General features: G+C 48.7%; 21 protein-coding genes. 4 read left to right on the top strand and 17 right to left on the bottom strand.

Going from position 1 to position 23,991, the window contains the following annotated elements; translation table 11 throughout:
• Window positions 1–1,419 carry a dTDP-4-dehydrorhamnose reductase gene (gene rfbD / locus ACED87_RS00750; protein ID WP_449089438.1) on the bottom strand — a complete coding sequence of 473 codons (1,419 nt, stop codon included), beginning with the start codon at window positions 1,417–1,419 and terminating at the stop codon, window positions 1–3.
• Window positions 1,419–2,417: a dTDP-glucose 4,6-dehydratase gene (rfbB, locus tag ACED87_RS00745; RefSeq protein WP_449089437.1), complete on the bottom strand. Its 999-nt coding sequence runs from the start codon at window positions 2,415–2,417 to the stop codon at window positions 1,419–1,421. The genes rfbD and rfbB overlap by 1 nt, the downstream gene beginning before the upstream one ends.
• 82 nt (window positions 2,418–2,499) lie before the next feature.
• On the opposite strand from rfbB, the gene rfbA reads away from it, so the two are divergent.
• From rfbA to ACED87_RS00725, 4 genes are all read left to right on the top strand, one after another.
• Window positions 2,500–3,360, top strand: a complete 861-nt coding sequence (gene rfbA / locus ACED87_RS00740; protein ID WP_449089436.1) for a glucose-1-phosphate thymidylyltransferase RfbA — start codon at window positions 2,500–2,502, stop codon at window positions 3,358–3,360.
• A 110-nt stretch (window positions 3,361–3,470) separates the two neighbouring features.
• Window positions 3,471–4,892 carry a polysaccharide biosynthesis tyrosine autokinase gene (locus tag ACED87_RS00735; RefSeq protein WP_449089435.1) on the top strand — a complete coding sequence of 474 codons (1,422 nt, stop codon included), beginning with the start codon at window positions 3,471–3,473 and terminating at the stop codon, window positions 4,890–4,892.
• 94 nt (window positions 4,893–4,986) lie between these two features.
• Window positions 4,987–5,874: a nucleotidyltransferase family protein gene (locus tag ACED87_RS00730; RefSeq protein ID WP_449089434.1), complete on the top strand. Its 888-nt coding sequence runs from the start codon at window positions 4,987–4,989 to the stop codon at window positions 5,872–5,874.
• Entirely contained in the window at window positions 5,871–6,155 is a 285-nt protein-coding gene (locus tag ACED87_RS00725) for a PqqD family protein (protein WP_449089433.1), read from the top strand. The genes ACED87_RS00730 and ACED87_RS00725 overlap by 4 nt, the downstream gene beginning before the upstream one ends.
• 62 nt (window positions 6,156–6,217) lie before the next feature.
• Here the strand turns inward: ACED87_RS00725 and ACED87_RS00720 are convergent, their stop codons facing one another.
• The 15 genes from ACED87_RS00720 to glmU form a co-directional block, all read right to left on the bottom strand.
• Window positions 6,218–7,357: a glycosyltransferase gene (locus tag ACED87_RS00720; protein WP_449089432.1), complete on the bottom strand. Its 1,140-nt coding sequence runs from the start codon at window positions 7,355–7,357 to the stop codon at window positions 6,218–6,220.
• 13 nt (window positions 7,358–7,370) lie between these two features.
• Window positions 7,371–8,330: a glycosyltransferase family 2 protein gene (locus ACED87_RS00715; protein ID WP_449089431.1), complete on the bottom strand. Its 960-nt coding sequence runs from the start codon at window positions 8,328–8,330 to the stop codon at window positions 7,371–7,373.
• A 3-nt stretch (window positions 8,331–8,333) separates the two neighbouring features.
• Window positions 8,334–9,338: a glycosyltransferase family 4 protein gene (locus ACED87_RS00710; RefSeq protein WP_449089430.1), complete on the bottom strand. Its 1,005-nt coding sequence runs from the start codon at window positions 9,336–9,338 to the stop codon at window positions 8,334–8,336.
• Window positions 9,339–9,373: 35 nt separating this feature from the next.
• Entirely contained in the window at window positions 9,374–10,630 is a 1,257-nt protein-coding gene (locus ACED87_RS00705) for an ABC transporter permease (RefSeq protein WP_449089429.1), read from the bottom strand.
• Window positions 10,617–11,765, bottom strand: coding sequence for a glycosyltransferase (locus ACED87_RS00700; RefSeq protein WP_449089428.1), 1,149 nt, complete (start codon window positions 11,763–11,765; stop codon window positions 10,617–10,619). Before ACED87_RS00700 ends, ACED87_RS00705 begins: the two co-directional genes overlap by 14 nt.
• Window positions 11,756–13,999 carry an N-acetylneuraminate synthase family protein gene (locus ACED87_RS00695; RefSeq protein ID WP_449089427.1) on the bottom strand — a complete coding sequence of 748 codons (2,244 nt, stop codon included), beginning with the start codon at window positions 13,997–13,999 and terminating at the stop codon, window positions 11,756–11,758. The genes ACED87_RS00700 and ACED87_RS00695 overlap by 10 nt, the downstream gene beginning before the upstream one ends.
• 5 nt (window positions 14,000–14,004) lie before the next feature.
• A complete protein-coding gene (locus tag ACED87_RS00690; RefSeq protein ID WP_449089426.1) occupies window positions 14,005–14,727 on the bottom strand; it encodes an acylneuraminate cytidylyltransferase family protein in 723 nt (240 codons plus the stop codon).
• Window positions 14,728–15,798, bottom strand: coding sequence for an RNA-binding protein (locus ACED87_RS00685; RefSeq protein WP_449089425.1), 1,071 nt, complete (start codon window positions 15,796–15,798; stop codon window positions 14,728–14,730).
• On the bottom strand, window positions 15,789–16,796 hold the full coding sequence (locus ACED87_RS00680) for a CgeB family protein (protein WP_449089424.1): 1,008 nt from the start codon (window positions 16,794–16,796) through the stop codon (window positions 15,789–15,791). Before ACED87_RS00680 ends, ACED87_RS00685 begins: the two co-directional genes overlap by 10 nt.
• Window positions 16,797–17,738 carry a glycosyltransferase family 2 protein gene (locus ACED87_RS00675; protein WP_449089423.1) on the bottom strand — a complete coding sequence of 314 codons (942 nt, stop codon included), beginning with the start codon at window positions 17,736–17,738 and terminating at the stop codon, window positions 16,797–16,799.
• Window positions 17,739–17,786: 48 nt separating this feature from the next.
• A complete protein-coding gene (locus tag ACED87_RS00670) occupies window positions 17,787–18,719 on the bottom strand; it encodes a glycosyltransferase family 2 protein (protein ID WP_449089422.1) in 933 nt (310 codons plus the stop codon).
• A gap of 28 nt (window positions 18,720–18,747) precedes the next feature.
• Window positions 18,748–20,553: an ABC transporter ATP-binding protein gene (locus ACED87_RS00665; RefSeq protein WP_449089421.1), complete on the bottom strand. Its 1,806-nt coding sequence runs from the start codon at window positions 20,551–20,553 to the stop codon at window positions 18,748–18,750.
• Window positions 20,554–20,578: 25 nt separating this feature from the next.
• Window positions 20,579–21,385, bottom strand: coding sequence for a glycosyltransferase family 25 protein (locus ACED87_RS00660; protein ID WP_449089420.1), 807 nt, complete (start codon window positions 21,383–21,385; stop codon window positions 20,579–20,581).
• 112 nt (window positions 21,386–21,497) lie between these two features.
• Window positions 21,498–22,481, bottom strand: a complete 984-nt coding sequence (locus ACED87_RS00655; RefSeq protein ID WP_449089419.1) for a ribose-phosphate diphosphokinase — start codon at window positions 22,479–22,481, stop codon at window positions 21,498–21,500.
• A 5-nt stretch (window positions 22,482–22,486) separates the two neighbouring features.
• A complete protein-coding gene (gene glmU / locus ACED87_RS00650) occupies window positions 22,487–23,962 on the bottom strand; it encodes a bifunctional UDP-N-acetylglucosamine diphosphorylase/glucosamine-1-phosphate N-acetyltransferase GlmU (RefSeq protein ID WP_449089418.1) in 1,476 nt (491 codons plus the stop codon).
• Window positions 23,963–23,991 lie beyond the last annotated feature (29 nt).

The raw sequence follows: 23,991 nt of genomic DNA, 5'->3' as shown, positions 1-23,991 counted from the left end.
CTACACGGCTCCAAAATAATCATTTAACGCATCTTTGTGGTTTCGAGGCACAAATCCAGCATCAATTATCTTTGATAAATCCATGGCAGAATTACTTGGTCGTGGCGAAAAACTCTCTGCCTTCGCAAAATACTCAGCTGTAGACACCGGGGTTACCCTATCTGCTGAGTGACCCGCCAGCTCAAAAACAGCTTTCGCCAAGTCAGCCCAAGTCAACACTTCCCCTGTATTAGAGACGTGGTAAGTACCGAACTTGCAGTTCTTTTCCACCAGATGCAGGATTGCTCCGGCAAGATCCTCAGTAAAGGTGGGCCGGCCATACTGGTCAGAAACCACGGTGGGGTTCACGCCACGCTCCGCCAGGGACTTCATAATTTCAATAAAGTTCTTACCGTCGCCCATCACCCAGGAGGTACGCACAACATAGTGACGACGTACCGATCGAACAGCCATTTCACCAGCAGTTTTCGACTGGCCATACACGCCCAGAGGAGCCACCGGGGCGTCCTCTGTGTATTCTTCACCGAGCGGTAGGGAACCATCAAAAACGTAGTCGGTAGAGACATGCACCAGTGGGATGCCAGCTTCGTCCGCAACCTGTGCCAAGGCCGCAACACCAGTGGCGTTGGCAGCCCAGGCCTCCGCGCGCCCTTGAGGAGTCTCAGCCTGATCAACCGCGGTGTAGGCTGCCGCGTTGATAATGCCGCGCAGGGAACGCCAACGGTAGGCAGATGCCCAGCTGTCAGGATGCGCTAGGTCAAGTTCTGCACGAGTAACAGCAAGGTAGGGGGTGCCGGATGCGTCAAGCTGCTTGACCAGCTCACGGCCCAGTTGCCCGTTCGCACCGACCACCAGCAGGGGGGCAGGAGCTAGGGGCTCTACCTCAGCAAGACGGGGGTGGTTCTTATCCTTGTCAGAGAGTTCTGCTTGCTCCAGAGCAATGGGCCAGTCAATGGCTACGGTTTCATCGGCGAGGTTGAGGAAGGAGTACTCCCCCTGGGCGTCCGCTGACCAGTGGTCATTGACCAGGTAGGTGTAGGCTGTGTTGTCTTCCAGGGTCTGGAAGGAGTTACCTACCCCTCGGGGAACAAAAACAGCAGTATCGGGGCCAAGCTCTACAGTGACAGTCTTGCCAAAAGATTCTCCGGCTCGCAAATCAACCCAAGCGCCAAAGATACGGCCGGTGGCTACCGAGACGTATTTGTCCCAGGGTTCAGCGTGGATACCGCGAGTAGTGCCGGCAGAAGCGTTAAAAGAAATGTTGTTCTGTACCGGGCTGAAATCTGGTAGACCGGCGGCAACCATTTTCTCGCGCTGCCAGTTCTCCTTGAACCAGCCACGGTTATCACCGTGCTGCGGGATGTCGATAACAAGCAGGCCCGGGATTTCCGTTGTGTGAACAGCTAATTCTTTGGGCATTACTGGCCTGCCTTTGCGTACTTGGCTTCGACCTCAGCCTTGAGGGGCTCCCACCAGGCACGGTTATTGGTGTACCAGGCGATGGTGTCCGCCAGACCGGCCTCAAAGTTGGTGAACTGGGGTTCCCAGCCCAGTTCCTCGCGCAGGCGGGTGCCGTCGATGGCGTAGCGCAGGTCGTGGCCGGGGCGGTCTACCACGTGCTCGAAGGCGTCCTCAGGCTGGCCCATCAGACGCAGAATAGTGCGCAGAACAGTGATGTTGTTTTCTTCGCCGTTAGCACCAATCAGGTAGGTCTCCCCGATATTGCCCTTTTCCAGGATGGTGTGGACCGCGGAAGAATGGTCAGAAGCGTGAATCCAGTCGCGCACGTTGAGCCCCTCACCGTAGAGTTTGGGCTTGATGCCAGCCAGAATGTTGGTAATCTGGCGCGGAATAAACTTCTCGATGTGCTGGTAAGGCCCGTAGTTATTGGAGCAGTTAGAGATAGTTGCTTCGATACCAAAGGAACGTACCCAGGCACGCACTAGTAGGTCAGAACCAGCCTTGGTAGATGAGTACGGGGATGAGGGGTTGTAGGGGGTGGTTTCGGTGAACTTAGCGGGATCGTCTAGTTCTAGATCACCAAACACCTCGTCAGTTGAGATGTGGTGGTAGCGAGTCTTGTGCTTACGCACTGCCTCAAGCAGGGTGAAAGTACCAATGAGGTTAGTGTGAATAAAAGGGCTAGGGTCGTTCAAGGAGTTATCGTTGTGAGATTCAGCAGCGTAGTGGACGACAGCGTCCGCCTCACCTACCAAGCCATCAACAACATCCATATCGGCAATATCGCCCTTAACCAGCTCAAAGCGGTCAGCAGGCAGACCTGCCAGTGACATCTCGTTGGCAGCGTAGGTCATCTTATCGAGCACAACGACCTTATGGTCAGTATTATCAATAAGGTAGTGGACGAAGTTAGAACCGATAAAGCCGGCACCGCCGGTAACAAGAATTTTTCCCATAGCTATAACACTAGTGGCAAATCACCTTATTTTGGGTTTCTGATAGCACCGAAAAATGTGGTGTTCATGCCAGAATGGGGGTATGAAGGGAATTTTACTCGCAGGTGGTACAGGCTCACGTCTCCACCCCATCACGCTCGGCATCAGCAAGCAGCTCACTCCGGTTTATGACAAACCGATGATTTACTACCCCATTTCCACTCTCATGCTGGCAGGTATTCAGGATATCCTGATTATCACCACGCCCCAGGATCAGGACCAGTTCCGCCGTCTTTTGGGCGATGGTTCCCAGTTCGGCGTGAATTTTAGCTACAAGGTTCAGCCTTCTCCAGACGGCCTAGCACAGGCTTTTATTCTGGGTGAAGAGCATATTGGGAGCGATTCAGTAGCCCTCGTGCTGGGGGATAATATTTTCTATGGCCCCGGGCTTGGTAATCAGCTCCGTAAATACAATGACGTAGACGGCGCCGCTGTCTTTGGTTATCGGGTATCTGACCCTACTGCCTACGGCGTTGTTGAGTTCGATGAAAACTTCAAGGCTATTTCCATCGAAGAAAAGCCAGAAAAGCCTAAGAGTGACTACGCCATCCCGGGTCTATACTTCTACGACAATAATGTCGTCGAGTATGCCAAGGCCATTGCACCCTCTCCTCGCGGCGAGCTCGAGATTACCGACCTTAACCGTGTCTACCTTGACCAAGGAAAACTACAGGTAGAAGTTCTCCCCCGCGGAACCGCCTGGCTCGATACCGGCACCTTTGACTCACTGGCAGACGCCACCAGTTTTATCCGCACCGTTCAAGCCCGCCAGGGTCTCTCCATCGGTTCTCCTGAGGAAATTGGCTGGCGTATGGGCTGGATTAGCGACGAAAAGCTTGAAGAGCTAGCAGCCCCCCTAGTGAAGAGCGGCTACGGGGCCTACCTGATGGGTCTGCTTTCTTAAACTAGCAGGCACTCCAAAACTTGCTTTTCGCTTTCCTAGAGGTCTGCTGAATCCGCTGGTAGACTCAAGAAAGTTTATTTGTTTTCTTCTTACTCATACTTAGGTGACCTATGACCATACTCGATGTTGTACGCATGTTACGCGTCAATCTGAAACTTCTCCTCGCGGGGCTTCTCGTAGGTGCTCTTCTTGGCTTTGGCTATTCAATGCTTCAGCCTAGGGTCTACGCTTCTAGTGCCACTGGCTATGTAACGGTAGGTGATGGCACTGGGATTGGTGAAGTTATCTCAGGTTCAGCAGCCGCGAAAGAAAAGGCTGCGGCTTACTTAGCATTTGTTAATAGTGGCCCTGTAGCTCAAGAGATTGCAGCAGCTAACCCTGAGCTTAACCTTACCCCTGCCCAGATTCAGGGGAATCTTCGTGCCACAGTAGACGCTAATTCAGCGCTTATCAATGTTTCTGCTACTGGTACCTCACCCGAGAACGCCCAGGCACTTGCTAATAGCTCCTTGCAGGCTGTGGCAAAAGTTGCAAATGATCTAGAGGGATCAAGCTCAGTGCGAGTTATTCCCCTAGAAGATGCAACTCTTAACCGCTCTCCTGTAAGCCCTGATGTACCTAAACTCGTGGGAATAGGAGCTCTAATTGGTTTGGCTCTCGTTCTGGCAGCAATTTTGCTGCGTCGCACCGTAGATACCAAGCTACGTACGCGGGATGACGCCACCAAAGCAACAGATGCCGGTATCTTGGGCGTATTGCCTGTCTCAGAAGAACTCTCTGAGAATAATATTCTTCGCGCTCAAAATGACCACATCTCACAGGAAGCTATCCGTCAGCTACGCACTAACCTGCGCTTTGTGAATGTTGATAATCCCCCTCGTTCACTGATTGTCACCTCTGCTGAACCCGGTGAAGGTAAATCAACCGTCTCAACCTCTATTGCTCGTGCTTTGGCTGACGCTGGCGAACCTGTCATTATTATCGATGCTGACTTGCGCCGCCCAACCATTGCGAAGAAGTTCAAAATTGACTCCAAGGTTGGCCTCACACAGGTTCTTGCAGGGCAGGTTGAGCTCTCAGATGCGGTTCGTCAGTTTGAAGATACTCAGCTCTTCGTCTTGCCTGCTGGTCGTATTCCCCCGAACCCCTCTGAGCTCTTAGGGTCTGATAAGATGCGCCAGCTCATTGTAGAGCTCGCATCTGAGTTCACTGTAATTATTGACGTCCCCCCGGTGCTGCCGGTTACCGATGCTACGCTCCTCTCAACTGCTGTTGACGGCGTCGTCTTAGTAGGTACCGTAGGTAAGACTCGCAAAGAGAATCTGGCGGAGGCAGCAGCGAACTTGCGCAAGGTCAATGCTCAGTTGTTAGGCGTTGTTATCAACCGTGCTCCTCGCACCGGTCTGGGTAATACCTACTATGGGTTCGCTTACTCTTCTAATGGTGCCTACTCTAACTATTACGGTGTAGATGAGGCAGACTCCCAAGGTAAGGGTAAAAAACGGAAGCGCAACCACAAAACGACTGCATAGACCGTCTCTATCGGTCTCTAAAAGAGGGGGAGGCTAGGCCTTCCCCTCTTTCCATTACTGCCAGCTAGCTCTTATGTTATGAAACAGGATATTTGTGACAACACCTTCAGCACCGCGTGAGACCTTAACCGAAGGCGAAAACTATAAAGAGGTTCCCCTCAAAGCTCGTATTATGTTAAGCCACGCACATCTTCAGCGGCTGGCGGCCTTAGCTGAGGTGGATCTCTTGCACATCAAGGGGTATATTTTTGGTGAAGATACGTACCCCAGAACACGGACCAGTACCGATGTAGATGTCTTGGTTCGCCCACATCATATAGATTCATTTGTGAAAGCAGTTGAAGGCGCTGGCTGGAAAGTCTTAACAACCTTCAAAACAGGGTCTGATTACCATCACGCGATGACTATCTATCACCCCACGTGGGGTTTAGCTGATGTGCACCGGGCTTTTCCTGGTTTAGGTTCTGATAGCACTACTGCCTTCAACCGTTTATGGGAGCAGCGCCGCACTAAAACTATTGCTGGTTACCCCTGTCTGACCACTTCACTTGTAGATTCTCGTATCGTAGTCTATATCCATGCTGCACGGTCCACCTCCCCACATAAACCTGACGTAGAGTACCTCAACCAACTTCTTACTAAGGAAGAAAAGCACCTCTTAGAGAAGAGAGTGTTTGAGTTAGAAGCTATGCTGGCTTATGCGGCAGCTCAAGGCACCATAGATGATTATGCCTCTCACCCTGACTATTTATTGTGGAGGACCGCTTCACAAAAAACGTCAGATATGACTCGCTGGTATGCCAGGGTGAGGACGGCACCTGGCTTCATCGCTAAGATTAGAACGGTTCTGGATATTTTCAAGGTTAATAGAGACCATCTTGCTATGGAGTTAGGCCATTCCCCCAGTAAACGAGAGATACGTCAAAAATTTCTCAGTAGATTCGCTAAAATTACCCCTAAGAAGCGGAAGAGAAAGAAATGAAATACCAGCGGTGCGCCACTACAGCCTACGTTTACGGTTCTGAGGTATCCCTCAACAATCAAGAAGTACTGTACGTAGCAGATATTGAAAGTTCTCACATCTTTACTTTCAATGGTGTAGGCCTACTCATTTGGGAGTTGTTAGAAACATCCATGGGTAGTGAAGAACTAATTCATGAGATGGCTGAGATTTATGGTGTGGACAGAGAGACCGTGGCTGACAGTATTTTAGATTTTCTAGCTACGCTAGAGAGACAAGGGCTCATCGAACAAGTAGCTTAAACAATAGAGAAGCTCCCCGTTCAGGGAGCTTCTCTATATTTGATTGATGACTGGTTGATTTTCTATAGTTTTCGTATTTTTTGGATTATTTCTTCACTGAAACGCTCTTCTGAAAATTTCTGTACGTGGGCTTTCACCGCAGAAGCGTCGAAATCAGCGGGGTTGAAACGGCGCACGGCAGCCTCGATGTCGGAGGGTGTGGGCGACTCAATGAAAGTTCCGTTGACGCCTTCGACTATGGTATCGAGGAATCCTCCTGCGTGGAGAGCGATGGTTGGTTTCCCGAAGGCTCCCCCTTCGAGGGGGGTTATACCGAAATCTTCATGGGAGATTGCCAGTAGTGCGGTGGCATGAGCATAAGCGTAGCTCATTTGTTCATCAGAGAGGTTTGAAGCAAAAGCCACGTTAGGGGTAGCTTTTTCTTCTAGCTCATTTTTCATGGGACCGGCCCCGATGACCAGGAGTTTTTCATCGAGCGTTGCAAAGGCTTGCAGAGCATGTTGTACATTTTTGTAGGGCAGGAGTCTTGAAACGATTAAGAAGTAGCCGCCAGCCATAAATTCTTCAAGGCCCTGAATTTCCTTTAGGCGGTCGCCTTCTTTAACGGAAAAAGGTGGGTAGATGATGTCTACGTCTTTACCGTAGACGTCCTGAATTCGACGTTGGATTGTACTCGAATTTGCTACGTAGTGGGGCTGCTTGGCGGCAGCGTGCTGGTCCCATCGCAGTAGGAGGGGCCGTAGGAATTTAAAAACCCAGGCGATTAGCGGATTCGCTGTATCTCCTAGATATTGGTCTGTTAGGTAGATCCATCGGGCTGGTGAGTGACAGTATACGAGTGTTTTTTTTGGTAGGTGAAACCCGTGGGCCCAGCCCGTTGATGAGACCAAGACTTTATTTGCTCTGGGACGCAAGAGACTTGAGAAGATGGGCAAGAGTGGAAGAGCGAGTCTGTGGTCTTTTCTGAAGAGGGGTACTTTATTAAGGGGAGAGGTGATAATTGTGCAGTTTTTGAATTCTTCGTACGTCTTTTCTGGGTCGTACAAGGTTGTATAGATAGGGGCATCGGGGAAGGCACGGTGCATGGCAAGGACGACGCGCTCCGCTCCCCCACGCTGGGTTAGGTAGTCATGAGCGATAGCGATCTCTGGTATTTTTTTCTGGTGTTTTGATTTACCGTCTGTCCAGCCAAACAATCTCATTAGTTCCCTCTGATTAAAAGACGACGCGTGCACGATTAGGATACTTGACCCCTGCAAAACTGGCACTCTCAATTATAAGAGCCATAAATTTCTCTGCAATATGAGGAGGAAACTTATCAGCAACAGAATCGATAAGAGCACCAAACCATTGGATATTTTTTTCAGTACTAATTGCTGCTAAGAGGCGAACACAGACGCCCCAGATTCCTTTTGGATTAGGTTCAGAAAGAACATGTTTACCATGTTTTTCTATGAAAATCTGTCGAGAAGCTCCAGAATGTAATGCACGGCGTGCTCGGCCTGCAGTGGTTGTCGCCGCAATATAGTGGTCCACTTCTAACTCGGGTGCAAGGATAAGTTCTACATCAGCCATGTATAGTGTATAGCCCATATCAACATCCTCCCAGCCGTATCGACGGTATCGCTGATCATAGCCGCCAACTTTTTTAAAAGTAGTAGCTCGCATAGAACAGTTTGCTGCCCAGTAATGCCAAACTTGGTCTTTGGAGGCATTATAAGCCTCTTCACGGAATTTTCTATCGCGATAGTAGCCATAGGCCCGAGCATGAGGAGTATCAGGGAATTTGTTATGGACTAGTCCCATAACCCCTATCTCACTATCACCTTGATGGTATGAGAGGTGATTAGCAATATAGTCTGGTTTAACTTCGATATCATCATCACAGCGAATCAATATTTCTGCGTCAGCAGCATTGTAGCCTGCATTCAGAGCAGATACTCGGCCTTGATTTTCGTCAAATACAATTAGTTCTAGGTTAAGCTTTTCTGAATCAATATATTTTTGAACAATCTGAGCTGAGCCGTCCACATCGCCATCCACGACTACTATTACTTGAAAATCTTTTTCAGTTTGCTGTGAAAGTGAATCAAGAGGATAGTGAAGCTTATCAGCTCCACCACGAGTCGGTATGATAACTGCTGCTTTATACTTAGGGATATTTATTGTATTCATGTTTTATTGTGTTTGATTACAGACCTGGATTAAGTGGGAATATATAGTGTTTGATATATTTTCCCACTGATAATCTAAACTTCTGGTTAGCCCTTTGAAAATGAGGGCATCCCTTATGGGAGAATCATCAAGTAGCTGGTTTACTAGGTCAGCCCCCTCTTCGCTATCAGACGGATTAAACATCAATCCTGCATCTGCAATAATCTCTTGGAGACTTGTTGTATTTGATGCAACGACAGGAATACCGCTTGCCATAGCCTCAAGGACAGGAAGGCCAAATCCTTCATAGTAAGAAGGCATCAAAAGTAATCTAGCTCCTCTGTAGATTTTTGCAAGAGATTCCTCGGAAACATCTTCGAGAATCCGAACCCTCCCTTCAAGTTTCATCTCTGATATCTTGGCCATGAGTTCAGAAGTTTTTGAACTCACCATGAGCAAAGATACATTCCCAGGAATAGCTCTCAAAATATTTAGTGCACATTCTGAATTCTTATGTGGTTTTGTATTTCCAACGTAAAGGATGTACGGATTCCCAATTTGATACTTATCACCACTAGGGCTAAATATTGCACTAGCCGAATTACCAGTTATAACTATCCTCTGCAAATCGATATTTGCCCATTCCGCTATTCTTTCTTGAGAATATCTCGAAACAGTAAATGTTAAATCAGAATTCTGAATAACTTTCTTAACTACGTTTTCATAATAAGTTTTTTTAATTTTTGATGATTCACCAGGGACATCAAGATGAATTAAATCATGAACAGTAATAGTCTGTTTATGCCCATGTGATAGAGATGGGGTAAAAGACGGGGAATAATAATATTCTTTCTTCAGCTTTCGAGGCAGATTATTCAGTTCCCACTCTGCAAGACCTAAAGGTGATAAGGGGGAGAACTTAGCATGAAGCGGTCGAAGAAATTCTGAAGGAAAATTCTTTGAGCTTTCTGTCGCATACCTGGCTATTCCATAGTTGCCGACCCAGCGAGCATCATAACAAATTGGCACCAATACCCCTTATATCTTGTTCGTCGTTGAGATATTTAATATTGTCTATCTCTAAAAATGATATTTTCAGATTTAGCATACTGTTTGAAAGAAGAACTTCTTTTATGCTTCAAGGATTCGGAGCTTGACAGGTAATAAAGAGCAAGTCCCATAGCAAGACCCCAAGGCATAGTTAGAATTACTTCACCAAGTCGCCATGAACAGGCCAACAGAACAACTGTCGTAGCTTCTGCACCAATCTGTCGAGGAGACTGAGGCTGCTTCATAATAAATATGACAATAAGGGTAACTCCTAGAACCAAGATAGTCCAAGGCCATCCCCCTTCAACATACAAGGTCCAAAAAGAGTTATGGAAGAATTGGTTGCTTTTCCCCTCAATAGGTACTGTTGCTTGTCCAAGCCCTTGTCCAAACCATGGAGTATTCTGAACTTTAATCAGTGAAGCATTATCGATTTGTTCACGAAACCAGTCAGTTCCGGCTCTATCACCAAAAACTTCTGAATCAGCAAAATTTTCTTGAGCCCATTCAAAAAGCCAGATGACTAAACCGCCAAATAAGAATTTCATAAATAGGTTTAGTCGCCCTGCAAATAACATCCACAAAATAGCAATTATAAAGGCTCCAATGCTAGTGCGCGACCCTGTAGCCCACAGCAGTGGCAAAGCAAAGACTAGCAAGGTTATTCGTTGCCAAGGCTTACTGTATAGGACAAAAATAACGAGTGGAACAATGGCATGATAGAGACCAGCAACATTTTTATCGCCAATCCACCCCGCAAGGTACTCCCCATACGGGGCTGGGGCAACACCTGCATAAAAAGCTACAGCGTTAAAAATAAGACCACTGCCGAAACCAAGGATAAGAGATTTGAGATCGATACGGCCATCTGCTATCAATAGGGCAAATAAAACCACTGAAAAAATTCTAATCAGTCTTTGCCCCGAAACTTCATAACTGATCTCGTATACGAATGTCGATACCGTGAATACATATATAGCACCAATTAAGAAAAGTGCAAGGATAGCGGGAGCAAGCCTCACCGTACGCTGAGAGCGCCTAAGCAGTTTCAGAGAAACATAAACTACAAGAAGTAAAGCAGAAGGCGGAAAATTTACCTGAGGAATCCATCGAAAAATCAGCAAGAATCCGACTATAAAATCAAGTATAATTATTTTTCCGGTTCCTTGAGCTATCTTAGCTACTTCTAGCTTAATAGCTTGGGATGTTTTAACATTCCAAGAAAATTCGTTTACCTTCGATTGCGAGGCTTGAGCATTATCGGTATTCATTATTTAAGACTGTTCTATATTTCTTTCCTATATTCTTAGTCATTGCTTTAGTGCTATCCCAGGAAAAATTATTATTACTGATAGCGCTATTCTCATAACTAAGAATTTTCTGGGCTGCGGCCTCAACAATTTCTGACCGGTTTGAAGCGGTGAGGGCAGGTACCATCTCTTCAGGTTCTAGTTGCTCGGGGTTACCACCCATCGCTGTTGCTATAACTTTTAGACCGCCCGCTTTAGCCTCAAGTAGGGTATAGGAATTGTTCTCCGCGATTGATAGCTGCACGAGAAGGTCGTTACGCCTCATCACTTCAAACGGATCGTTAAAGCCAGAAAAGTTCACATTCTCCTGGATACCCAAATCTGCGACCTGCTTTTGCAAATCCTCTAGGCATTCACCCTTCCCAGCTATTTCAAGTTGAGCAGAAGGGTCCTGCTGAAGAACCAGAGCGAAAGCATCAATGAGCACATCAATTTTTTTCTCAGGTGCCAAACGTGCCATAGAAACTACACGAAGTACGCCCGGCTGACCGGGCACTCGTTTTTGGGCGACCTTCTCGGCGACGACGTCCAAATCGACACCGTTAGGTATAACCGTGATGTCACGGGCCCCCCACTTCTTACGCATCTGTACCGCGTTGAACTTAGATACAGCAATCTTGCCGTCCGTAAACCATAGACGGACCCGGTGGACAGCCTCCATGATTTTTTGCTGGCGGACAGTCCCATGAAACACGAGATCATCCACAGCAATACCGTGTTCGGTGCTCACCAACTTAGGTGCATGAACACTCTTCTGCACGAGGTGGCGGGCCTTACGCGCATTTACCACGGCTACCGCGACTACATCCGCATAGGCCAGGTGGGTATGCACCAGATCAGGTTTAACCTCATCAATAACACGGTTCAGGGCCTTATATGACGGCAAAAATCCATAATCCGGTCCGAAAGTTCCGGTTCTAATATCCACGTTCAGGTCTTCTAGATGCTCAGACAGCTCGCCCTGAGGGCAGAAAAAGACCAGATTGTAACCAGGAATTCCGTTCCGGGCGATATCAACTAAATGCCGTGCTACTCCAGCAAAATCAGATACCGGCATACATAAGAGAACAGTAGGCTGTTGTGAGTTTAGAGCCATTTTTCGAGCCTATCGAGTGCGGTGAAGAAGCCTTCGCCGTTGTTGACGTGGCCCTGCCAGATTTCGGGAATGAAGGATGAGTTGGGGGTTAGCTCACGCAGCTGCTTGCCGAGGGCTGCCCAATCTACATCGCCTTCACCAACCTGCACGCCTTCGCCGTCTACGCCTACGCCGTCTACTAGGTGCAGGTGGATTGATCGGGGTGCTAGTAGCTCAACAGCCTCAGCGAGAGAAATCTTGAGGAAGTTAGCGGCCAGCATGGTGTGAGAGATGTCCAGACAGAGGGCAGTGTTATAGGTGTCTGAGAATTCAGCGGTGTCCTTGGGGTCAAGGAAGAGGTTGTGGTACTGCTGACCGCCCATGAGCCAGGGGTAGGGAGGCAGGGTCTGGGCCGCGATGCGCACACCTGAGGTGTCCAGCTTGGCTAGTGCCTCGCCGATACGTTCGTATTTGTCGGCACGGGCTGAGGGGGCAATGTGGCCGTCCTTGGTGAAGCCACCCATGGTCACCACCATGACGGGGTCATCATCGACGGTGAAGTATCGGGTCAAATCGCGGGTGATGTCGATGGTGCGCTGGACCTCTGCGATGGAGCGTTCCCATGTTTCCTGGTCGCGGGAGGCCAAATCTACCAGGAAGTCACCGGCGAAGAGGTCGGGAAGGTGGGTAGTGAAGGACATATCGAGCTTGCGGTCAAAGACCTCATCAATGTTGACTTCAAGGTCCTTATAGGAGAAGTGGAACTCCAGGAAGTCAGGTTCAGCATCCTCAATCAGGGGCTTGTAGTCGTGGTAGCGGACGGGCAGGCCCCAGGGGCGATCAAACTTGAAGTCACGGCGGGTCACCAGATCGTCCTTCAGGTCGCCATCAAAGAAGAAGGAGCCTGCCTCGACCTCACGCTGCATGGTGCGTCCCAGAAGCTGGGGCAGGTAGTTGGGCTGCAGGCCGCGGCCGGGTGACTTGACCTCTACGTCCGCCTCAGTCACGACCTCTCCCTTGGCGATGGTGCGGGTAGCTACCAGTGACTTAGCCAGGTTGACGCGGTTCATGAGTTCACCGGTGGATACCTCGCGAGGGGCGGAAGTACCGATAGACTCCTCTACCTCACGAATCTGCTGCACCATAGCCTTGAACTCGTCGGGCAGCAGAGAGACAGTGTGGTCGTTACCTTCAAGGGTCTTATCGATGGTGAAGTGCTTTTCAATAATCTTGGCACCGCGGGCAACAGCCGCAATAGGAACGTGGTAGCCGCGTTCGTGGCCTGAGTAGCCCACCAGGCACTGGCCGATGTCAGCCAGGCGGTCCATGTAGGCCAGGTTGACGTCCTTGAAGGGCGCGGGGTAAGTGGACTGGCACTGCAGTAAGGCGTAGGAGGCACCCAGGGAGCGCAACAGATTGACCGATTCACGGATCTCTTCTTCACGGCTCATACCGGTAGAAACCAGCATGGGCAGGCCGCGGGAAGCCATATCCCGCAGGAGCTCGTGGTTGGTCAGGTCAGCAGAGGCAACCTTAAGACCCTGAATGCCGTAATCAACGAGGGCCTGGACGGAGGGGCCGTCCCAGGGGGTGCACATGATGTCCATGCCGTGCTGCTTGACGTGGTCGAAAACCTCGTACATCTGGTCCACAGTCAAGGAGAAGCGAGACAGCAAGTCGAGGGTGTACTGTACACCCAGGTCTTCACCGGCTGAGGTTGAACCCTTTTGGCGGTAAAGGGCGTCCATATCGCGTAGCTGGAATTTGACGGCGTCCGCACCGGTATCAACTGCCAGGTCTACCAGGCGCTTGGCCAAATCGACATCACCCTGGTGGTTGTTGCCGATCTCGGCAATGATGAAGGAGGGAGATTCCGCGGTAATTTCGGTGCGGCCGATACGCAGTACGTTCTGCTCGTCCATGGCGATAGCAACCAGGTGGCCGCGTTCATCTACCAGCGGAAGGTGGCTGATGCCCTGGGCGAATTCGCCCTGAAGATCTGTGGGTTCTGAGCCAGCGGGGGCAGTTTTGACGGCTTTGTTAGCGACCTCTAGCGCACTGGTTTCGAGGGAGGCGGTGGGGTTGGCAATGAGCCAGCGGCGGAAGTCGCCGTCTGAGAGCGAGCCCTTAAGCACGCCGGACTCGTTGACGAGGAAGATGATGCGCTGCCCGTTAGCAGAGATTTTCTGCAAAGCAGTGAGTACCGGGTCCTCAGAGAAGACGATATAGGGGGTGATGTTACGTTCAATAATCATAGGTTTTAGCCTTCTTCGTTCTCTGCGGGGGTAAGAGTTGCCTGAAGCTGGTGCTCAGCAACAGCAAAGTCAATCATGGCGTCAATATCTACGCCTTCGACCTCATCGAGCATGAAAAGCTCAATGGCGCCGCCTAAGCGGTTGTGGAGAGTTTCGTAGAGCTCGGTTTTGGTGAGGTACATGGAGCCGTTTTCACGGTAGCGGTAGGTTTCACGCGTTAGCTCCTGGCGGCGGGGGCGGGCTATAACCTCATACTGGGCTGTAGGAGGCTCTGTGGCTGCCCAGATAAAAGGGCCAATGGGGATAACGCCCACCATGGAATCTGAATCAGAGGCAGCGAACTGGCGGATAGCGCGAGTGAGGGTACCAGGTAGGCGGACGGGGGACGTCGCCTGCAGGAGCATCACAGCGTCCGGACGCTTGCCCGCGGCAGTATAAAACTCGATAGCATGCTCAATCACCGGCTCAGTAGCAGTAGTATCTTCTGCCAGATGTGCAGGGCGCATGAAAGGAACCTCAGCGCCGTAGTCACGCGCAATATCAGCTAACTCAGCATCATCAGTAGAGACCAGCACATCAACTAGGTGCTCGCCTTCTAGCTCAGCCTTTGCGGCAAGAGCCTGTTCGACAGTCCAGGCAACCAGGGGCTTGCCAGCTATCGGCTTGAGATTCTTTCGGGGGATTCCCTTAGACCCGCCGCGAACGGGTATAACGCATAAAACGCGCATCTACTGTAGTTTCTCCTCTAAGTAAGCTGCGATAGCTTGTGCGGGGGGCACAGCGGGCACAGCAGGTGCTGGTGTGGGAGCGTCTCCCCATTGGTGCAGACCGTAACGCTCCCAGAATTCCTGAACCCAAGCAGGAGGGTTAGGGTGGTAGACCCAAGCAGGGACTCCCCTTATCGCTGCTTCAAGAACACCCGTGGAAAAAATAGATACCACGGGGTTAGTGAGCGTGTTAAGGGGCTCCCCACCACGGTCAATATCTATTCCCATTTTCTCCCATAGAGCATGGGTTAGTACAGATAGTTTGTCTTTTTCATTAGGGTGAGGTCTGTAACGTGCCCCCGTTTGCTGACAAAACTGGAACCCTGCACGAGCGTAGGAGCGACGTGATAGCTCAGCCCCGTGCATCTGCCCTAGAAAGATGGGTTGCTGTTCTGATTCGGGTAGTTCCACCTTTGGCTTCTGAGCTGCCTCCCAGAACAACTGTGAACCCACCACGTCATAGGTAACATCACTACGGCCCGAAATCCAAAACTCAGCATCAGCCTGACTAAAAGCCAAAAGATGAGTGCCATGGGCTAGCGGGGGCGCATAGGGGGTATGGAGACCATGCTGAACCGTAACGAACTGGGCTCCCTGCTTCTGAGAGAACTGATAGGCTGCCCGACCATACTCCATATAGTGACCAAGTGCTACCACCTGCCCGGTGGAAGGGACGTATTGTGCAAGTTCTTCACCAGAAACCTGACGGACCTGCCAATCTGCATCAGGAAGGAGATGAGTGATATCTTCAGGAGCCCACAGCGCATAGTTCTTCTGACGAAGATATGCTGCCGGTTGGACAAGAGAACTAACAGCGGTGGGAGTAGTCGAATCTAAGACAAATAAAATGTCTGCTAAGCACTCACAAGTATGAAGATACCCCACTGTTACGTCGTTATCCGCGGGTTCATTTCCCCTATTTTTCAGGTAGTTCACTGCGTGTTGAGCCATGACTTTACCACGACGTAGGGGGTGAGCATTGGCCTGCCAGCGACTCCATGCGGTGATGTCTTCTGCGTACTTTAGCCCCATAGGGTATCCATTTTCTGTGCACGGTGGAAGAAGGTATGCTCAGCTTGACTGCGTTTAAGACCAGCAGCACGGATTGTATCGCTCCAGGTGGGGTCAGCGATAATGCGTTGGCAAAGGTCGATAAGCTCATCAGTGCTTTTGTAAACCAGCACTTCGCTTCCTACATCATAGAATTCTTCAACATCAGGGCGATCGATGAGCTGCAGGCCGTTCATTCCTGGCACTTCGAAAGTACGCATAGCTAACCCAGCCTGTAGACCATGGATGTTAAGGGCTGCGGCTGCAGATGCCTGTACTTCATAGGCTTCCGCTAAAGTGATGTCTCGTTCTGAGGGGATATTTGGGCGCTTGATTTCCCAGGTTCGTAAACGGTCGAAGATGTGGTGAGACCATTCCCGGCCGTAGGCTCGAACAGGGACTCCTGCTTCTGCAAGCTCAACCATCATGATTTCACGATTTTTGTAGCGGGAACCTACAAAGACAATTTCATTTCTACGGTGTGCAGGGAACTGAGCAAGTTTAGGGTCATAAGCGTTAGGAACGAAATGGGCATTAATTCCATCTGCAGCAAGCTCTTCTGCCTCAGACCGCGCATAGCTGACAACCGTAGGTAGGCTACGGAGGAAGTCACGGTCATAGCGATGACGTTCAAGATCGTCGTATAACCAGAGAATGTAGGGGATCTTACGAGCGGTGACGGCCTGCCAGAAGTTATCTCCTAAGGTATCAGCCTTAATAACAATGAGCTTATCGGGGTTGATCTCATGAAGAACTTGCAGGGCTTTGACTGTAGCTGCTTTTTGGGCTGCTTTCTGCCCATCGAAGCCTACTTTTGAGGGGAGCTCGTAGAGAGCTTTGTTGCGTAGCTTGTCTTTGACGGTATCGAAGGCATCGTAGCGATGCACTACTGCCTCGTAGCCTAGTTGTTTGAAGCCATCTGCGATGGAGTAGCAGTAACCGTGGAAAGCAGGGCTAATAATGAGAAGTTTCTCTGCCATTTATCGTTTACTTTCTGCTTTCTTGATGTAGGCCAGTTCTTCACGCAAGGTTGATGTGGGCCGCACACCGTTATTGCGCAAAGAGCGAAGTGAGTTATATAGGAAATTGACTACGGTAGTGGCTTTTAGCCACGTAGCTAAGTGCTTTCCTTCGTTCCATTTAGCATTATAGATAAAACGAGAGTTGAGCACCCACTGCCGACGTTGAGTGGAGGCTCCTGAGGAGCCGCCTCCAACATGTTCTACTACTATATCGCCGCGGAATACTCGTTTAATGCCATGGGCTGCCAGGCGACGTTGTAAATCGACTTCTTCACTGTTCATGAAGAAACGCTCGTCCATGCCACCTACCGCATCGAAATCTTCTTTGCGGAGCATCATACAAGCACCCATGAGCCAGTCGGGTTCTGCGCGGTTTCCGGTGGTACAAGCTAAATCATGCCCGACCATCCAATGCCAAAATTTCGTGGAGCGTAAACGGGCTGCTGGGGTAAACCATTCCCACACATGGTGTCGGGTTAGGGGAAAGTCTCGGCCAACCCATTGAGACTCACCGTTATGTCCAATGATTTGAGGAGCGAGAAGAGACGGGCCTTCTTCTTGAGCTGCTCGCAACATCTCTTCAATGAAGTTATCCGGCAAGCTGAGATCGCTGTTAAGAATGAGAAGCCATTCTCCTGAAGCTGTTTCAACACCGCTATTGACGTTTGCACCGAATCCCCCATTTTCCGCACGCTGGACAAGATTTACACCTTCAACTTCAGGAAAAGGAATCGGGGAGCAATCATCGGAAACAATTATTTCACAAGATGTAGCAGATACCTGACTTTGTAAAGAGTTAATAAGAATTAACGTATCTTGAGAGTCCCCATAGTGGGGGATAATTATTGATATTTTTAGCATAGAACTCTTTTCACGAGAAGATTTCTTTATGAAAATCAAAAAAATTATTTCTTTACAAGGTGAAGGAAGTTTAAATATTAAATAATCTTATTTCCCAGGAGACAAAAGCCCCACCCCAAGCTTCGGAGCAGGGGCTCTTCCCAGCAAATAATATAGAACCCATCCATTTAAAATACCTATTTTCAAAGCTAGTCGTGGTATCCATTGTTTGATTTCTCTAGGATTTGTTATGAGAATCTTTATACCTGCAGCAAGGGTCTTCGATAATCCTACTATTGGGGATTTCTCACCTAATGTATCTACACTCCACTTACCATAGCGTTTCGACAACAGAGCGACGCTTTTTGCGCGTTTATAATAGACGATAAAGGGACGCTGACGATTATTAGTCCGATAAGCAATAGTCGTGCTACGCTGAACCCTTAATTCGTAGCCAGCGGCCATTAGTCGAAAAGCTAGATCATTGTCCTCAGCCCCAGGTTCCATAGTGATATCAAAACCTCTAACTTCTTCCATGACTGATTTCAGAGCTCCGAAACTACAACCAGGTAGAATTGGCCAATTTGGGTCTTGCTCACTAGGCAAAGGGGAACGGTAGATTAAGCTCTTATGACTTACTTTATCTAGAACATGAGATAGCCCATAAATAAATTCATTGTCATCAACAGGGTCAAAACCACTTATATATACAGGATACTCATCTAAGGACCTCTGGCAATATCCAATATACTCAGGTAAAGTAGCGTCATCGGCATCAAGAAATATTAATTTACTTCCTTTAGCCTCGGCTATTCCTCTGTTACGCGCATATGATACGCCTTGATGCTGTTTTGCATCAATAATTCGAAGATTAAGTCGCCTTTGCCAGGATTGGGCAACTTCTCGTGTACAATCAGTTGAACGATTATCTACAACTAAAACTTCAAAAGGTTGATATTTATCTTGCTTATAGAGACTCTCGAGTTGTATCGAGAGAGTTCTTCCAGAGTTATGGCACGGAATAATAATTGAAGTATCCACTGTTTTTGTCATTGCATTCGATTATTTCTTATTCCGGTAGCTGACCGAGGTCTACCAAACGAGCAAACTCTGCGTTATCTCGTCTTACTTCAGAAAATGTTCCTTGCGAGACGATATAACCATTAGATAGATAAAGTAGCTGGTCGACGTTTCTTACAGTCGATAGACGGTGAGCAACAATAAAAACTGTCCGCCCTTCAGTCAATCTATTAATTGCCTGAGTAATTTTATGTTCAGTTTCATTATCCAGGGCAGAAGTTGCTTCATCAAGAATGAGCACACTCGGATTACGGTAGAAAGCTCGAGCTAGGCCAATCCGTTGACGCTGACCGCCCGATAAACGAGTACCATTTTGACCAATCTCAGTGTAAATGCCGCATTCCATTGATTTAACCATATCAGTCAGTTCAGCTAACCTTATACATTCCCAAACACGTGGGTCATCAATTTCTTCGGCTTTGAGCCCATAAGCGATTTCTTCTCTAATAGACTTGCCAGAAAGAAAGACGTCTTGAGGCACATACCCCACATTCTGATGCCATTTTTCCAAATTACTCTGAATATCTGCATCATTTACAGTAACTCTACCTGTTGTAGGTTCCAACAGCCCTAAGATGATATCAATGAGAGTAGTTTTACCCGATCCAGACCCGCCAACGAAAGCCACAGAGGTGCCGTTAGGAACAGTGAAATTAATATTGTTAAGGACATTTTTTTCACCATCAGGATACCGGAAGCTTAAATCTTCGATTCTAACAGTTATTGATTCCAGCGATTCTGAGACCTCTTTGAATGCTCCGATGTCAGGGTCATCATCAATAAATTGAAATGAACGCATTCCCGTTTCTTCTACAGCTTTTTCGAATTTCTCAAGAAAGGGGAGGGAAGCCCTCAACGCACCAACAGTTGATATTACTCTAACAAAATTAGGAAGAATTCGAATACAAGCCCCTACAAAAACAGCCATATATGCAATATTGTCCAAGCCTCTATAGGCCAACATAATTCCTATAATAATAGTTATTCCAAGAATAAAAACTATTTCAAGAATATATTTTGGAAGGTCGAAATAGAAGGTTTTGAGTCGCCCAGCATACACCGCCTCCATTTTCGTTGTTTGATAGTTATAAACTACCCTATCTTTGATACCATGAATTATATTTTCACGATATCCATCAATAGCATTGAGGGTGGCTTCTGAAGCTTGAAGATCTTTCCACCACACCACACCACCAGCATTATAGTTTTTTTTCTTAAGGAAACCTTGTATAAGAAATGCTGTTATTCCGAAGTAAAGAAAAGCAACGAGCGACTCTAGGGGGGTAACAATAGCCAAGAGGAGAAGTAACAGAATTATAGATAAACCCTCCCCTATAATAGTAAGCACACTCCCCACATAGCCGTTGTAGACTGCCCCCACAGCAGAACCTGTAATCTGCAATATTTCAGCCGTAGTTCGCTTACGATGCTGAATATAGGGTTCATCGACATAGGCTTTAAGCATCGATACTGAAGTAGCCGTTTGACGTTTCGATAAAAACCCTCCACTCCACCATTTAATAGCTAAAGAAAAAATTCCTTTAAAAATAAATGCAAGGACTAATACGCAACTCAAGGTAATCATCAAAGTTTTTCTATCAGGTTGCCCAAGTAAATCATAAATCACCCCCAAATACCCTGAAGAATAGTCAGCACCTGCCGCTACCTGAATAATAGGCAGAATAGTAGCCACACCTAGCAAATCAAGCAGCGACACTATAAATAATAGAATGCAGTTTAATATTAATAAATAAAATGATTTACCAGGAAAGAGAATGTGAATTTTTTCCAACATAACCCCTAATTTTGTATTTAAATATTTAGACCTTCAATGATCGCATGAATCTTCGAAATCTTTCTTTAAGAAATAGCTCACGATAAAAGGTCTTATAGAACGGTTCGTCTTCTTTTTCCGGAAGACCTACGCCGCTTGACCAATCATGATCTTGTCCCCCAATAGTCGATTCGCCTTCCCAAGAACAGAGACCAGGCCGAACAATTTTTATCCCAATGTCTAATGGTTTAACCCAAACATGGTAGTGGTCTGAAGGCCATGAGAGTCTAGATTCCCTTTCAACATAGTCAACGAGTTTTTCCGCTGCTGTTCTAGAGATGAGGTAAAGGCCTGCCCCCAGAGCATTACCATCAAATTTACCTAAAATGAAAGGATACCTTCCAGCCCAGCCTACTGGGAGCGATTTCACCGACATAGCTGCCATACCCTGTTCAGGTGCTGTAAATTTTCGTATACCATGCTCAAGACCCGACCCTGAAAAAACAATAATCCCTGTCCGCTTCCAGTCAGTGATTTTTATAGATCTATTAATAATCAGCGGAGTTTTAGGGTGAAATCTCGCATCATCCTCAGCAACTAATAGAAAATCCTCATCTTTGTGATTCTCCACAAAATTTTTACAGACAAGGTAGTGGCTAATAGAGCAACCTATCTCACCTAAACTTGGTTTACGCCTCAGACATTTTTCAAGCCCAGCCAGATTAACAAACTCAGGTATTGGGTTCTCATATCCGTTATAAGCTTGCCATATATGAAAATCCTGTGCATATGGTTGTTTACAAAAACCATCGATTCGTTGTGACCCATCTAGCGCTATCACATACTTAATCATCGGAATCCAACCCCATTACATAATAAATCAGCATATTACTCTCTAAACGCTACATCTAAAGATAGCTCCAAGCCATACGGCGAGGAGCTATCTTTCAGTGATATTAGCGATGTTAGTTAGCTCGCCCATCAAACAAGCTAGTGACTGAACCGTCATCGAATACTTCCTTGATAGCACGTGCTAGCAGGGGTGCAATCGATAGTACAGTTAGGTTCTCAAAAGTCTGTTCAGGCTTCAGGGGCAGAGTGTTGGTGACAACAACTTCGCTAGCACCGCAGTTAGCCAGACGCTCGGCAGCGGGGTCAGAGAAGACAGCGTGGGTTGCTGCGATGATGACGTCCTTAGCGCCGTTCTCCTTGAGCACACGGACAGCCCCGGCAATAGTGCCACCGGTGTCAATCATGTCATCAATCAGCACGCAGGTGCGGCCCTCGATGTCACCGACAACAGTCTTAGAAACAGCCTGGTTGGGTACGTTAACATCGCGAGTCTTGTGGACGAAGGCAAGGGGGGCACCACCCAGAAGCTCAGCCCACTGCTCTGCTACGCGCACACGGCCAGTATCGGGGGAGACAACGGTGACGTTATTGGTATCTACCTTACTTGCTACGTGATCTGCCAGCAGAGGAATAGCCATCAGGTGGTCAACTGGGCCGTCGAAAAAGCCCTGAATCTGAGCGGTGTGCAAATCAACGCTCATGAGGCGGTCAGCACCAGCGGTCTTGTAAAGATCAGAAATTAGACGGGCTGAGATAGGTTCGCGGCCCTTGTGCTTCTTGTCCTGACGGGCGTAGGGGTAGAAGGGAGAAACCACGGTAATTGAACGGGCTGATGCACGCTTGAGTGAGTCAATCATAATCAGCTGTTCCATCACAGCATCGTTGATAGGTGCCGGGTGTGACTGGATAACGAATGCGTCTTTGCCTCGTACCGAGTCGTTGAACCGTACGTAGGTCTCACCGTTGGCGAAGGTGTAGGCAGAGGAAGGAAGAACTTCGTTCCCTAGTTCCGCTGCAATTTGTTCAGCGAGTTCGGGGTGGGCGCGGCCTGAGACCAACGCCATCTTCTTTTCGCCTGGATTCGTAATCTCAGTCATTACTGCTATTCGCTTTCCTTAACAGAGTCGGTTGAATCGGCCGCGAGGGCAGCCTGAGCTGCTTCTGCGGCTGCGGTACCGGCTCGCTTTTCAATGACCCAGCGTTCAATGTTGCGCTGAGGGGCTTCGTTATATGCGAGGGCGCCCGCGGGGACGTCCTTGCGGATGACGGTACCAGCTCCAGAATATGCTCCGTCACCAATGTGCACAGGTGCAACATACATGTTGTCTGATCCCATGCGAACATTGCTCCCTACGGTAGAACGGTGCTTACTAACACCATCGTAGTTAACAAAGACTGAGGCTGCACCAATATTGGAGTTTTCACCAATAGTTACATCGCCGGCGTAGGAGAGGTGCGGTAGCTTTGAGCCAGCACCAATCTCAGCGTTCTTGGTTTCAACGAAGGTGCCAATTTTACCCTTGGAGCCGAGTTTGGTTCCGGGGCGTAGGTAGGCAAAGGGGCCGACGGTGGCGCCGTCAGAGATTTCTGAATCAGAACCTTCAGTGCGGGAAATGGTCGCACCCTCCCCCACCTTGACGTTGGTCAAGCTAGTATCGGGGCCGATAGTTGAACCGGTAGCAATATGGGTGGTTCCGCGCAGGTGGGTACCAGGCAGAATCGTGACATCATTTTCAATCGTTACAGTAACGTCAATCCAGGTGCTTTCAGGGTCAACGATTGTTACGCCAGCGACCATATGGGCGTGAGTAATGCGATCGTTGAGCTTGCGGCCTAGCTGAGCTAACTGCACACGGTCGTTAGCGCCTTCTACCTCCCAGCGGTCCTCAATGTCTAGAGCACTGGTGCGGTGGCCGTCCTCGCGGGCGATAGAGAGCACATCAGTGATGTACTTTTCACCCTGGGCGTTGTTGGTGGTGACGCGGGTGAGCGAGTCACGCAAGACGCGAGCGTCAAAGGCATAGATACCGGAGTTAATTTCGGTAATAGCAAGCTGCTCAGGGCTTGCGTCCTTGGCTTCTACGATAGCGGTAACTTCGCCGTTCTCGTTACGCACAATGCGGCCGTAAGAGCCAGGCTCATCAATGTGAGTGGTGAGCACGGTAACGGCGTTCTTGCCTTCTTCGTGGAAGGCAATGAGTTTGCGCAGGGTCTCAGTCTTTAGGAGGGGAACGTCACCGTAGGTCACTACAACGGTGCCTTCAATTTCTCCCGATTCAGCGTCCAGACCCAGCAGACCAACTTCTACTGCTCGGCCGGTACCGGGGATGTCGTCCTGATCTACGATAGTGACCTGATCGTCAAACGCAGTGACGTGGGTAGCGACTTTATCGCGCTGGTGGCGCACTACAACGGCAAGGTTTGTGGGGTTAAGCTCACGGGCAACAGCGACGGCATGTTCGACCATAGAACGGCCCCCGATGGGGTGCATTACTTTAGGAGTAGCGGATTTCATGCGGGTTCCAGCTCCGGCAGCTAGAACAATAACAGCGGACGGACCTGAAGCGGTAGCAGTCACGAGTTGGTACTCCTTGAGCGAGTGATTCC

The sequence above is a fragment of the Rothia sp. 32237D007AR genome (genome assembly GCF_053544675.1).
The sequence above is the reverse complement of the archived record's forward strand: the minus strand, read 5'-3'. Positions and strand labels throughout refer to the sequence as shown.

Bases quoted from the DNA above. Each gene is read 5' to 3' on its own strand.
- ACED87_RS00725 (WP_449089433.1), top strand. From the start codon at position 5,871: ATGAAATACCAGCGGTGCGCCACTACAGCCTACGTTTACGGTTCTGAG.
- ACED87_RS00685 (WP_449089425.1), bottom strand. From the start codon at position 15,798: ATGGGGCTAAAGTACGCAGAAGACATCACCGCATGGAGTCGCTGGCAG.
- ACED87_RS00720 (WP_449089432.1), bottom strand. From the start codon at position 7,357: ATGAGATTGTTTGGCTGGACAGACGGTAAATCAAAACACCAGAAAAAA.
- ACED87_RS00705 (WP_449089429.1), bottom strand. From the start codon at position 10,630: ATGAATACCGATAATGCTCAAGCCTCGCAATCGAAGGTAAACGAATTT.
- ACED87_RS00690 (WP_449089426.1), bottom strand. From the start codon at position 14,727: ATGCGCGTTTTATGCGTTATACCCGTTCGCGGCGGGTCTAAGGGAATC.
- ACED87_RS00655 (WP_449089419.1), bottom strand. From the start codon at position 22,481: ATGACTGAGATTACGAATCCAGGCGAAAAGAAGATGGCGTTGGTCTCA.
- rfbA (WP_449089436.1), top strand. From the start codon at position 2,500: ATGAAGGGAATTTTACTCGCAGGTGGTACAGGCTCACGTCTCCACCCC.
- ACED87_RS00665 (WP_449089421.1), bottom strand. From the start codon at position 20,553: ATGTTGGAAAAAATTCACATTCTCTTTCCTGGTAAATCATTTTATTTA.
- ACED87_RS00695 (WP_449089427.1), bottom strand. From the start codon at position 13,999: ATGATTATTGAACGTAACATCACCCCCTATATCGTCTTCTCTGAGGAC.
- ACED87_RS00660 (WP_449089420.1), bottom strand. From the start codon at position 21,385: ATGATTAAGTATGTGATAGCGCTAGATGGGTCACAACGAATCGATGGT.
- ACED87_RS00700 (WP_449089428.1), bottom strand. From the start codon at position 11,765: ATGGCTCTAAACTCACAACAGCCTACTGTTCTCTTATGTATGCCGGTA.
- rfbD (WP_449089438.1), bottom strand. From the start codon at position 1,419: ATGCCCAAAGAATTAGCTGTTCACACAACGGAAATCCCGGGCCTGCTT.
- ACED87_RS00715 (WP_449089431.1), bottom strand. From the start codon at position 8,330: ATGAATACAATAAATATCCCTAAGTATAAAGCAGCAGTTATCATACCG.
- ACED87_RS00735 (WP_449089435.1), top strand. From the start codon at position 3,471: ATGACCATACTCGATGTTGTACGCATGTTACGCGTCAATCTGAAACTT.
- rfbB (WP_449089437.1), bottom strand. From the start codon at position 2,417: ATGGGAAAAATTCTTGTTACCGGCGGTGCCGGCTTTATCGGTTCTAAC.
- ACED87_RS00680 (WP_449089424.1), bottom strand. From the start codon at position 16,796: ATGGCAGAGAAACTTCTCATTATTAGCCCTGCTTTCCACGGTTACTGC.